The 11,410-nt window shown below is 70.6% G+C and carries 9 protein-coding genes; 6 read left to right on the forward strand and 3 right to left on the reverse strand.

Annotated features, from left to right (window positions below):
- Nucleotides 1-52: 52 nt before the first annotated feature.
- Genes ACFUPX_RS43155 through ACFUPX_RS43165 form a run of 3 tightly spaced genes read right to left on the reverse strand, consistent with a single transcriptional unit; the run spans nucleotide 53 to nucleotide 3,524 of the window.
- Nucleotides 53-1,201 carry an acyltransferase family protein gene (locus ACFUPX_RS43155; protein WP_383335065.1) on the reverse strand — a complete coding sequence of 383 codons (1,149 nt, stop codon included), beginning with the start codon at nucleotides 1,199-1,201 and terminating at the stop codon, nucleotides 53-55.
- On the reverse strand, nucleotides 1,198-2,547 hold the full coding sequence (locus ACFUPX_RS43160) for an alpha-2,8-polysialyltransferase family protein (RefSeq protein ID WP_383335067.1): 1,350 nt from the start codon (nucleotides 2,545-2,547) through the stop codon (nucleotides 1,198-1,200). The genes ACFUPX_RS43155 and ACFUPX_RS43160 overlap by 4 nt, the downstream gene beginning before the upstream one ends.
- Nucleotides 2,547-3,524 carry a glycosyltransferase family 2 protein gene (locus ACFUPX_RS43165; protein ID WP_383335069.1) on the reverse strand — a complete coding sequence of 326 codons (978 nt, stop codon included), beginning with the start codon at nucleotides 3,522-3,524 and terminating at the stop codon, nucleotides 2,547-2,549. The genes ACFUPX_RS43160 and ACFUPX_RS43165 overlap by 1 nt, the downstream gene beginning before the upstream one ends.
- Nucleotides 3,525-3,722: 198 nt before the next feature.
- Here ACFUPX_RS43165 and ACFUPX_RS43170 point away from each other — a divergent pair, with 198 nt between their 5' ends.
- The 6 genes from ACFUPX_RS43170 to ACFUPX_RS43195 all read left to right on the forward strand — a co-directional run bounded on the left by ACFUPX_RS43170 (nucleotide 3,723) and on the right by ACFUPX_RS43195 (nucleotide 11,223).
- Nucleotides 3,723-5,033 carry a DUF6716 putative glycosyltransferase gene (locus tag ACFUPX_RS43170; RefSeq protein WP_383335071.1) on the forward strand — a complete coding sequence of 437 codons (1,311 nt, stop codon included), beginning with the start codon at nucleotides 3,723-3,725 and terminating at the stop codon, nucleotides 5,031-5,033.
- Nucleotides 5,034-5,059: 26 nt separating this feature from the next.
- The gene (locus ACFUPX_RS43175; protein WP_383335073.1) at nucleotides 5,060-6,346 is read left to right on the forward strand and encodes a cytidylyltransferase domain-containing protein; all 1,287 of its coding nucleotides are present in this window, start codon (nucleotides 5,060-5,062) and stop codon (nucleotides 6,344-6,346) included.
- Nucleotides 6,347-6,360: 14 nt separating this feature from the next.
- Complete coding sequence (locus tag ACFUPX_RS43180) at nucleotides 6,361-7,302, forward strand: N-acetylneuraminate synthase family protein (RefSeq protein ID WP_383335075.1); 942 nt, start codon at nucleotides 6,361-6,363, stop codon at nucleotides 7,300-7,302.
- Between the two features lie 54 nt (nucleotides 7,303-7,356).
- A complete protein-coding gene (locus ACFUPX_RS43185; protein WP_383335077.1) occupies nucleotides 7,357-8,469 on the forward strand; it encodes a hypothetical protein in 1,113 nt (370 codons plus the stop codon).
- A 209-nt stretch (nucleotides 8,470-8,678) separates the two neighbouring features.
- Nucleotides 8,679-9,941, forward strand: a complete 1,263-nt coding sequence (locus ACFUPX_RS43190; RefSeq protein ID WP_383335079.1) for a M20 family metallopeptidase — start codon at nucleotides 8,679-8,681, stop codon at nucleotides 9,939-9,941.
- Between the two features lie 175 nt (nucleotides 9,942-10,116).
- A complete protein-coding gene (locus ACFUPX_RS43195; protein ID WP_383335081.1) occupies nucleotides 10,117-11,223 on the forward strand; it encodes a BMP family protein in 1,107 nt (368 codons plus the stop codon).
- Nucleotides 11,224-11,410: the final 187 nt, after the last annotated feature.

Below are 11,410 nucleotides of genomic sequence, written 5' to 3' on the forward strand. Positions count from 1 at the left end.
CCGGGATCGGGGCGACGATGCTGGAGGGAATGCTGGAGGGGTGACTCCGGCACTACTTCCGGATCATGAGCCCGTTGCGGATCAGCGGGGTGAGCCGCTCCTCGACGAAACGGTTCAGCAGCCACGCCAGGGTCAGCATCGCCGCGATCGTCAGAGCGAAGGTCGCGTACGACGGAAGCCCGAGCCCCCGGTGCAGCGCGCCCACCGTCACCCAGCCCAGGTGCTCGTGCACCAGGTAGAACGGGTACGTAAGCGCCCCCGCCACCGTCAGCCACGGCCAGTCGACCCGGTGCAGGGCGCCGAGCGCGATCAACAGCACCGCCGCGAAGCCCGCCGTCACGACGGCGATGATGCCGAAGGACGTGCGGTAGGAGAAGAAGTCCGGGTTCGGCGCGTGCCAGAGGCGGTCCACCGCGTAGTGCTGGCCGATCAGCCAGCTCACGCCCACGATGCCCCAGGCCGTGAGGTCCTTGCGGTCGCGGTGGACGAGGTAGATGCCGATGCCGCCGATGAAGAAGGGGGCGTACTCGGGCATGAGGACGAGGTCGAGCAGCGGCTCGTTCGCACCCTCCGCGATGACCGCGGCCAGGGTCCACACCGCGCAGAACAGGATCACGCGGGCCCGGTTCGCACCCGGCAGGACGACGCAGAGCGCGAAGAGGGCGTAGAAGCGCAGCTCGGCCCAGAGCGTCCAGCAGACCCCGAGGACACGGTCCACGCCCAGCGGTTGCTGCAGCATGGTCAGGTTCACCAGGGCGTCGCTGGGTGAGACCGCCTCGTACGCCACCACGGGCAGCGCGAAGACCGCCGTCACCAGGACGATCGCGGCCCAGTAGGAGGGCAGGAGCCGCGAAGCGCGTGACGCGAAGAACGCGCGCAGCGGACGGCCCCAGCCGCTCATGCAGATCACGAAGCCGCTGATGACGAAGAAGATCTGCACGCCGAGGCAGCCGTACGCGAACCAGCTGTGCGCCGTGGGGAACTGAAGGCTCGGCGAGCTGCCCCAGGCCTCGGAGATCTCGCCGTCACGGCCGCCGTAGTGGTAGCCCGCGACCATCAGGGCCGCGATGAGCCGCAGCCCGTCCAGGGCCCTGAGGCGGGGCCGCGCACGCTTGGCGGCCGGCGGGGCCGCGATCGTGCGCGCGAGGGTGTCCGCCGCTCCCGGGGAGTGGTGCGGGAGCGTGGTTCCGGGAGAGGTCATCCGAGTGCGGTCCGCTTGATGGAGCGCTGGACCGAACGCGCCCGGCGCGCGACCCGGCGTACGGCCGCGTTGCGCGGGATGAACGAGAGCTGCGAGGGCAGCGCTCCGGGCAGGGCGAGGGCCGTGAGGCGGCGCCGCTTGAAGTAGCGCCAGGTGTGCGGGGTGAGGTGCGTCGAGAGGTAGCGCTCGGCGGCCCCGCGCCGGCGCGGATAGATCTGCGGCTGCATGGCGAAGCCGACGGCGACGAGCAGTTCGCCCAGGTCGGCGACCGGCAAGCCCGGCTGGCGCCCGGTGACCGCGCCCTTGTCGGCGAGGTCGGGGATCAGCGCGTCCACGATGGTGACGGGGACGCGGTTGCTGTTCTGGTAGGGCGCGAGCCGCTCCAGAAGCGTCTCGGTGCCGGTGCGGGCGACCGGCAGGCCGTACAGCGCGGTGGCCGTGAGCAGCGCGGTCGAGAAGCAGCCGATGACGAGGGCCGGGCGCATCCGCTGGTAGAGGACCTCGGCGAGGACCGGCGAGTCCAGGACGGTCAGCTCCACGCCGATCGCCTCCGCCTCCTTCTCCAGCAGGCGCGACCAGCGGGCCGGAGCGGTCGGGTGGGGTTTGAACACCACGCGCGTGTGGCCGAGTTCGGCGGCGCCGCGCACCATGCGCACGTGCAGCTCTTCCTCCTCCTCGGCGGTCAGGATGCCCAGCGCGGAGAGGTACTGGCCCAGGAGCAGGGCGGGTTCGTGCAGGTCGGGCAGGTCGTTCTCGCCGTCGGCGAGACGGTCGAGCACCTTCACGAAGGCCTCGGTCGGCACGATCTCCGCCTCGACGCCGAACTCGGTCAGGAGCAGCGGGGTCAGGCCCGGCACCAGGTCCAGGTGCAGGAGGCGGCGCACCCGCGTGCCGACCAGGGGGTCGATCTTGTTGCGGGTGGGGCCGTAGCTCATCAGGCCGTCCGCGTAGACGTCCACGGGCGCGCCCGTGAAGACCTGCGCGAGGGCCAGGGCCGGGTTGACCTGGATCGACTCGACGGCCAGCTCGATGTCGTCGTCACCGAGGTCCCACAGGAGCCGGATGTACCGCTCCCACAGGGGGATGTCGTCCGCCCGGGGAGCCCAGCCGCCCGGATGGAAAGGGGAGATGGCCTCGTTCCAGGAACGTACGTCGTCGAAGCGGTCCCGAAGACGGTCGAAGCCCGGCATCTCGTCCACGGAGAGGGTCGTCTCCGGCGTCGCCGCGTTGTTGCTGACGAGCAGCAGCCGCCGGTCGGCGGGGCCGAAGCGGTCGGCGTCGATGGCGGCGGCGAGCGTCGCGGTGCCGTACAGCGTGGACGCGAGGAAGATCTGCGTCGTCGCCATTACGCGGCCACCTCCGCCGACACCGGGCGCCGACGAAGACGGCGAAGGCGGGTCGCCCGCTGTATGTCCATGGAGTCCAGGGCGTCGTCGAGAACGCCCTGCGGCATCCGCTTCAGGGCGGCCGCACTCAGTGACTTCAATTTCCGCGCCACTTGTGGCTCGAACCTTTCGATGGATCCCAGATGGTGGGAAATGATCGCGCAGTAAGTACGGACGGCCTTCGGCAGGAGTTTGTCCGCGTCGCGGTCCTGTGCCGTTTCCCGGACCACCTGGTCGAATGCCCGGATGAAATCGAGCTGGCGTACGTCACCGATCTGCGTGAGTGAGGATGCGACCCCGCGCCGGTAGAAGACGCCGAGCAGACCCACCGCCGCGAAGGATTCCGCCTCGCGGTGCAGGCGCCAGATCCACGGCCGGTCCTCCGCGGTGCGCAGGCCGTCGGTGAAGTGGAGCAGGCCCTGGTCGGCCAGGCGCCGGTGGTAGATGCCCGCCCAGGCGTAGGCGTAGTCGACGGACGTCGACCGGTCGGCGGGCAGGATGACGTCCCGCGGCGGCATGACGACGCCGCGCCTGCCGTGCGGGACACGGTGGATGGTGCGGGCCCGAGCGGTGCACTGCACATGGTCGGTACGCACGAAGTCGCAGCCCAACTGCTCGATGGCAGCGACGAGTCGCGCGTAATAACCGGGAGCGAGCCAGTCGTCACCGTCCAGGAAGGTGAGGTACTCGCCGCGCGCCGCGTCGAGGCCCGTGTTGCGGGCGGTCGCCAGACCGCCGTTCGTCTCATGTCTGAGATGGACGGCGCCGGGCAGTTCGCGCGCGGCGCGCTCCAGGATCTCTGGAGTCTCGTCCTTCGAACAGTCGTCGACGAGAATGAATTCGAAGTCTTCGCGTGCGTTCGCCCGCAGACTCTTCAAGGTGTCGGGCGCGTATTGCTGCACGTTGTAGAACGGCACGATGACGGAGAGCTTAACCACGTGGGTGACGTTAGGTGTCGGCCCGGCATTCGTCTTGGCCGAAGGCGAGACGTCAGGTGAACGACGCATGGCGGAATGGTTAACCCGCCTGCTTACCGGCGGATTCCCGGGCTGATTCGCCATTCGTCGGCGTGCTGTTAACCGTTTGTTGCACCTGAGTTGGGCCGCCAATCTCAATGGCTTCCTAGCGTCCTTCCTGTGCCAGTAAGCAACAGCGGGACGACACGGATCACCGTGCTCGCCGACTCCGACACCCGGTGGAAATGGGGTGCGCTCACCGCGAGCCGCCTCGCCAAGGCGCGCCTCGACGGACGCCTCCTCCGAGGCCGGGCGACACCCACCGTCCGCCAGCTCGAAGAGGTCGGTGTCCGCGCGGACACGCTCCGTGAGGTCACCGCGGTCGAGTTCCTGCGCGAGGTGGAGCGCGAAGCGCCCGACGTGATCGTGCTCGCCCTCGTGGGCGGCGCGGTCCAGGCGGTGCTGCACGGCCTCGCCCGGCTGGCGCGGGACAGCCACGGCAAGCGCCCCGTGATCGTCACCGGATACGTCGGCGTCGTCTACGAGAAGCTCGCCGACGGCCTGCTCCTGCGGCACGGCGCCGATGTGGTACTCGCCAACTCCCGCCAGGACGCCGAGCGTTTCCGCGCGGTGTACGGGGGAGTGGGCGCCGACGCCTCGGGAGTCGTGGAGAGCGCGCTGCCGTTCCTAGGCGGCGCCGCCTACCTCGAAAAGGGCCAGAAGCACGACCCGTACACGGTCGTCTTCGCCGCGCAGCCCTCCGTGCCGGACAGCCGCGCCCACCGCGCGTACCTGCTGCGCCGCATGGTCGAGCACGCACGCCTGCACCCGGACCGCGAGGTCCTGATCAAGCTGCGCAGCAAGCCCGGCGAACACACCACGCACATCGAGGAACTGCCCTACCAGAAGCTCGCCAAGGGCGAGGATCTGCCGCCCAACTGCCGCCTGGTGTACGGCAACATGGGCGAGGTTCTCGACCGTACCGACCTGCTCGTCACGGTCAGCTCCACCGCCGCGCTCGAATCCCTGCACCGCCGCATCCCCACCGCGGTCCTCACCGACCTCGGGGTGCGCGAGGCGCTCGGCAACCACCACTTCATCGGCTCCGGATGCCTGGCGTCCTGGGACGAGATCGACGCGGGGTACAGCCCCGAGGCCGCTCCGGAGTGGGTCGCACGGCAGGGCGTCGCGCCGGACGGGACGTACGCGAAGGCCTTCGACGCCGCACGCGAGCGCGTCGCGGAACTCCTCGCACAGCCCCAACTGCCGCCCGTCGCCCCGTACTACAGCCTCACCACCGCCCCCGGATACCTCCCCGGCATCCTGGCCCGCCACCACCTCGGCCCCGACGGCGGCCCGCTGCCCGGCGCACCCGCGGCGGACCGCGAGCCGGGCCCCGTGCGCCAGGCCGTCCGCAGCGCGGCGCGCGGCGCCTACCGGCACGGGGTGCAGCGCGTGGCCCCCGTCATCCGGCGGATGGGCGAGCTGTGATCCCCCACCCCTCTCAAGGAGCCCCCATGTCCCACTCCGCCCCAGGGAGCGCGCCCGCACGCCGCGTCCTCGCCGTCATCCCGGCCCGCGGCGGCTCCAAGGGCGTGCCCGCCAAGAACCTCGCCCCGGTCGGCGGCGTGCCCCTGGTGGCGCGCGCCATCCGCGAGTGCCTGGCCGCGCGGCTCGTCACGGACGTCGTCGTCTCCACGGACGACCACGTGATCGCCGAGGCCGCGCGCTCGGCCGGCGCCGAAGTGGTCCTGCGCCCCGCGGCCATCGCGGGGGACACCGCCACCAGCGAGGCGGCCGTCCTGCACGCGATGGACGCGCACGAATCGCTGCATGGCACCGCCGTGGACGTCGTCCTGCTCGTGCAGTGCACCAGCCCCTTCATCGTCCGCGAGGACCTCGACGGCGTGGTCGGCTCGATCACCGACGGCGGCGCGGACACCGCGCTGACCGTCGCGCCCTTCCACGGCTTCGTCTGGCGCGACGCCGACGACGAGCCCGCGGTCCTCGACGCGCGGCGCACCGGCCAGGTGGGCGGCACCACGAAGGTCGCCAACGCGACGGCCACCGACGGCGGTTACGGCGTCAACCACGACAAGTCCTTCCGCCCGCGCCGCCAGGACCGCCCCCAGGACCTCCTGGAGACCGGCGCGGTCTACGGCATGGACGTGACCGGCTTCCGCGAGCACAAGCACCGCTTCTTCGGCCGCACCGAACTCGTCCGTACGGACCCGGCGCGCGTCCTGGAGATCGACGACCCGCACGACCTCGCCCGCGCCCGCGCGCTCGCGCCGCTCTTCGACGGCGGCCGGGCCGACGCGCTTCCGACCCGCGAGGACATCGACGCGGTCGTACTCGACTTCGACGGCACCCAGACCGACGACAGGGTGCTGATCGACTCCGACGGACGGGAGTTCGTCTCCGTGCACCGCGGGGACGGACTCGGCATCGCGGCCCTGCGTGACGCGGGCCTGCCGCTGCTGATCCTGTCCACGGAACAGAACCCGGTCGTCGCCGCGCGCGCCAGGAAGCTGAAGCTTCCCGTCCTGCACGGCATCGACCGCAAGGACCTCGCACTCAAGCAGTGGTGCGAGGAGCAGGGCATCGCTCCCGAGCGCGTGCTCTACGTCGGAAACGACGTCAACGACCTCCCCTGCTTCAGCCTCGTCGGCTGGCCGGTGGCGGTCGCGAGCGCCCACGACGTCGTACGCGGCGCCGCACGCGCGGTCACCGCTCTCCCCGGTGGTGACGGCGCGATCCGAGAGATCGCCGCATGGATCCTCGGCCCCTCCCTCAACAAGTAAGGAACGTTCCTGTCATGAGCTCCAACTCCCGTCTGCGCACCTTCGGTTCGAAGACCGCCGGTCCCGGCCACCCCGTCTACATCACCGGTGAGATCGGCATCAACCACAACGGCGAGCTCGACAACGCCCTCGCCCTGATCGACGTGGCCGCCGACGCCGGCTGCGACGCGGTCAAGTTCCAGAAGCGCACCCCGGAGATCTGCACCCCGCGCGACCAGTGGGACATCGAGCGCGACACCCCCTGGGGCCGGATGACGTACATCGACTACCGCCACCGCGTGGAGTTCGGCGAGTCCGAGTACCAGGCCATCAGCGAGCACTGCAAGAAGCGCGGCATCGACTGGTTCGCTTCCCCGTGGGACACCGAGGCCGTCACCTTCCTGGAGAAGTTCGACGTCCCGGCCCACAAGGTCGCCTCCGCCTCCCTGACCGACGACGAGCTGCTGCGCTCGCTGCGCGCCACGGGCCGCACGGTCATCCTCTCCACGGGCATGTCGACCCCGAAGCAGATCCGCCACGCCGTCGAGGTCCTGGGCTCGGACAACATCCTGCTCTGCCACGCCACGTCGACGTACCCGGCGAAGGCGGAGGAGCTGAACCTCCGCGTCATCAACACCCTCCAGCAGGAGTTCCCGAACGTCCCGATCGGCTACTCCGGCCACGAGACGGGCCTGCAGACCACGCTCGCCGCGGTCGCCCTCGGCGCCACCTTCGTGGAGCGCCACATCACCCTCGACCGCGCCATGTGGGGCTCGGACCAGGCCGCGTCGGTGGAGCCCCAGGGTCTCACCCGCCTCGTCCGCGACATCCGCACCATCGAGGCCTCCCTCGGTGACGGCGTCAAGAAGGTCTACGAGTCCGAGCTCGGCCCGATGAAGAAGCTGCGCCGCGTCACGGGCGTCGTCGCCGAGGCGGACGCGGCCGAGGCGGCCGAGCGCGAGCCGGTCGCGGTCTGAGCGCGCAGCCGCTCTTACCGGCCCCCCACAAGGACAGGACACGGTCATACGACGATGAGCCCCCGACCCGGGCCGACGGCCCCCACCGATGCGGCGCCCACCACCCTGGCGTTCGTAGAGAGCCCCGTGCAGCTCCTCAACGTCCTTGAGTGGGCGCACTCGGCCGGGGCCACCGGCCCGGCCGGGGATCTCACCGTCGTCGTCCTCTCCCCGAACGACCCGATGACCCGCGGCCAGTTGCGCCGCATGGCCCAGCTGGCCCGCGACGAGGGCCTGAACGTCCGCTGGGAGGAGGCGCGCGGCGGTGGCGCCGCTCCCTTCCAGACGGTCGGCGGCCTGACGGGCTCGCTGCGGGCGGCGGACCGGATCGTGATCGGCGACCCGTTCTCGCGCTACGTGCAGCTGCTCCTGACCATCACGCGGGCCCGCTCGCTCGTGGTCGTGGACGACGGCACGGCCACGATGGAGTTCGTGGCCCAACTGGCCGCCGGGGAGCGCCTGGTGCGCTGGCACCGCCGGGGCGGCCGTCCTGGCGTGCGCGACATCGCCTTCGCCCCGATCTCGGCCTCCGCCCGGCGCCGCCTGACGCCCGGCGGCAGGCGCACGGTGGAGGTCTTCTCCTCCATGCCGATCGACTCGGCGCCGCAGGGCGTGCGGGTGACGCCGAACACCTTCGCCTGGACGCGGGAGCGGTTCGGCCCTCCCCGCGTCTCCAAGGGCGCGGACCTGGTGGGCACCTCTCTCGTGGAGACGGGCGTGGTGGACCTGGACCGCTACGTGGAAGCGGTCCGCAGCCTCTCCCGGGCGCACGGCGCCACCCGCTACTTCGCCCACCGCCGTGAAAGCTCGGAGAAGCTGCACCGCCTGGCGGTGGAGACGGGCCTCCAGGTGGTCCGCCCCGACCTCCCCCTGGAACTGATCGCCCGCAGAGGCCCGATCGGCCGCACGATCCTGAGCTTCCCCTCGACGGTGGTCCACACCCTGCCCCTGGCCCTGGCGGGCACGGAGGTCCGCGTGGCGGTCTGCGACATCGACCCGGCCTGGCTGACGGAAACCGCGTCCCCCCGGGCCCAGGGCTTCCTGTCGGGCGTGACGGGAACGGCCCGCGACGTCCACCGCCTGGCATCGGTGGCACCCGCACCCCACGGGATGGCCGCTACGGCCTGACGGTCAGGTGCGGCCGGGCCCGGTGCCACTGGTTCGGGAGCGCGCGTGTGACCAGCGGATTCGCCCTGAAAAGCCGGATAGTTTACCCATCTCAACTAGCGCCCATGCGCCACGCGGCCACATTTTCTTACCCTATCGGGCTGAACTTTTGTTGATCGTGGGTCAGTTGGCCCACCCCGCGCCCTACCCTTCAGAGGGTGAACCAACTGATGTCACGAGAGTCCGAGCGAGGGTCCGAGGCCGATCTGCCCGGGGAAGCAGCGGGGGACGCCCCCGGGGAAGCGGCACTCCCCGGCGCGCTCCCGCAAGCCCTGCGCACGGAACTCATCGCCTTCCGCCGCGACTTGCACATGCACCCTGAGCTGGGCAACCAGGAGTTCCGTACGACCGCGGCCCTCAAGGCCCGGCTCGAGCGGGCCGGCCTCAAGCCCCGCGTACTGGACATCGGCACCGGACTGGTCTGTGACATCGGCACCGAACAGTGGGACGGCGTGCGCCCCATGCTCGCGCTGCGCGCCGACATCGACGCGCTGCCCATCCCGGACACCAAGCTCGGCGTCGCGTACCGCTCCACCGTGCCCGACCGCGCCCACGCCTGCGGGCACGACGTGCACACCACCGTGGTGCTCGGCGCCGGGCTCGTCCTCGCCGGGCTGGCCGAGCAGGGCCAACTCCCGCAGCCCGTGCGGCTGATCTTCCAGCCCGCCGAGGAGGTCCTGCCCGGCGGCGCCCCCGACGCCATCGAGTCGGGCGTGCTCGACGGCGTCGGGCGCATCATCGGCGTGCACTGCGACCCGCGCGTGGACGCCGGGAAGATCGGGCTGCGGGCAGGCGCGATCACCTCCGCCTGCGACCGCCTGGAGGTCTCGCTCGACGGCGCGGGCGGCCACACCGCGCGCCCCCACCTCACCACCGACCTCGTCACCGCCGCCGCCAAGGTCGCCACCGAGGTCCCCGCCCTGGTCGCCCGGCGCATCGACGCCCGCTCGGGCCTCGCGGTGACCTGGGGCCGCATCGAGTCGGGGCACGCCTGCAACGTCATCCCGCAGCACGCCGAACTCTCCGGCACCGTCCGCTGCCTCGACCTCACCGCCTGGCGGAAGGCGCCCGACCTGGTGCACGGCGCCATCCAGGAGATCGCCGACCTCTACCGCGCCAAGTCCGAGGTCAACTACATCCGCGGCGTCCCGCCCGTCGTCAACGACCCGGACGTGACGGACCTGTTGAGCGAGGCCATGCGCCGGCGCCTGGGCCCGCACTCCGTCGAGGACACCGAACAGAGCCTGGGCGGCGAGGACTTCTCCTGGTACCTGGAGCACGTGCCGGGCGCCATGGCCCGCCTCGGCGTCCGCACGCCCGGCGAGCGCACCGTCCGCGATCTGCACCAGGGCGACTTCGACGCGGACGAGACCGCGATCACGGTGGGCGTCGAGCTCTTCACCGCGGCGGCCTTGATCGACAGTGCCCGGTAGGTAACCACCGCTATTGGCCGGTTACGACGGACCCGTTCACCCGGACGTAACCGGCCCTCGGCACGAATAGGTAACGGCAGTGCGAAACCCCGTTCCCCTCCCTTTCTACGCGCGTTACTGTGCGCCGAAATCAGGCCCTTCAAGGGTGCTTTGAGGAACGTAAGGGGTGCGTCCTATGCGTCTTCGTCGAGGATCTCGTGGAACCCGAGGATCAAAGCTCTCCCAAGTGGCCGTCGTGGTGGCCTCCCTCGCCCTCGCGGCCTCCGCGTGCGGCAAGACCAGCAGCGAGGCATCACAGGACGACGACAAGGGCGACACGTCCGGCTCGTCCTCGAAGTACAAGGCCAAGGGCGTCGGCCTCGCGTACGACATCGGCGGCCAGGGCGACCAGTCGTTCAACGACGCCGCGTACACCGGATACGCCAAGGCCCGCAAGGACTTCAAGATCGGCGGCGTGGACATGGAGCCGGGCGACGGCGAGTCCAGCGCCGACAAGGTCCAGCGCATCGAGCAGCTGGCCAAACAGGGCTACGACCCGGTGATAGGCGTCGGCTTCATCTACGCCCCCGCCATCAAGGAGGCGGCCGAGAAGTTCCCGAAGACGACCTTCGGGATCATCGACGACAACACCGTCAAGGCCGACAACGTCGCCGACCTCGTGTTCCACGAGGAGCAGGGGTCCTACCTGGCGGGCGTCGCCGCCGCGAAGGCGACCAAGGCCGACCACGTCGGTTTCATCGGCGGTGTCGACATCAACCTCATCCACAAGTTTGAGGCGGGCTTCGTCCAGGGCGTCAAGTCCGTCAACCCCAAGATCAAGATCGAGAAGCGGTATCTGACCGAGAAGCCCGAGGACGGCGGCTTCTCCAGCCCCGACAAGGGCCAGAACGCGGCGAGCGGCCAGATCGAGTCCGGCGCCGACGTGCTCTACCACGCGGCGGGCCTCTCCGGGCAGGGCGTGATCCAGGAGGCCGGCTCCCAGAAGGTGTGGGCGATCGGCGTCGACTCCGACCAGTACAAGCAGAAGGCCCTGGCCAAGTACAAGGACTACATCCTCGGCTCGGCCCTCAAGGACGTCGGCGGCGCCGTCTACGACCTGACGAAGTCGGTCGTCGAGGGCAAGCCGATCACGGGCGAGCAGCGCTACGACCTGAAGTCCGGGCGCGTGGGGTTCGCCGACTCGAATCCGAAGTACACGGCGATGAAGGACGTGGTCGCCGCCGTGGAGAAGGCGGAGAAGGACATCGTCGACGGAAAGGTCACGGTCAAGACCGTTCCGTAGCCCGTCCTACGCCGGTCCGCGGCCGGCCTCGCGACAGGTCCCGCGACAGGTGGGGCGCCCCCCGCGGTGCGGGGCGCCCCACACAGCGTACACCCTCCCCCAAAGCTGCGGCCACAGCGCGATAACGGACCGGACAGAAGGGGTCTTAATTAAGGGGTAAGCGCGGTAAGCAGCGGCGAAATCAACG

It is taken from the genome of Streptomyces sp. NPDC057302, from assembly GCF_042667685.1.
Classification (GTDB): domain Bacteria; phylum Actinomycetota; class Actinomycetes; order Streptomycetales; family Streptomycetaceae; genus Streptomyces.

Coding starts and splice junctions, on each gene's coding strand:
- ACFUPX_RS43180 (WP_383335075.1), top strand. CDS start 6,361: ATGAGCTCCAACTCCCGTCTGCGCACCTTCGGTTCGAAGACCGCCGGT.
- ACFUPX_RS43190 (WP_383335079.1), top strand. CDS start 8,679: ATGTCACGAGAGTCCGAGCGAGGGTCCGAGGCCGATCTGCCCGGGGAA.
- ACFUPX_RS43175 (WP_383335073.1), top strand. CDS start 5,060: ATGTCCCACTCCGCCCCAGGGAGCGCGCCCGCACGCCGCGTCCTCGCC.
- ACFUPX_RS43160 (WP_383335067.1), bottom strand. CDS start 2,547: ATGGCGACGACGCAGATCTTCCTCGCGTCCACGCTGTACGGCACCGCG.
- ACFUPX_RS43155 (WP_383335065.1), bottom strand. CDS start 1,201: ATGACCTCTCCCGGAACCACGCTCCCGCACCACTCCCCGGGAGCGGCG.
- ACFUPX_RS43185 (WP_383335077.1), top strand. CDS start 7,357: ATGAGCCCCCGACCCGGGCCGACGGCCCCCACCGATGCGGCGCCCACC.
- ACFUPX_RS43195 (WP_383335081.1), top strand. CDS start 10,117: ATGCGTCTTCGTCGAGGATCTCGTGGAACCCGAGGATCAAAGCTCTCC.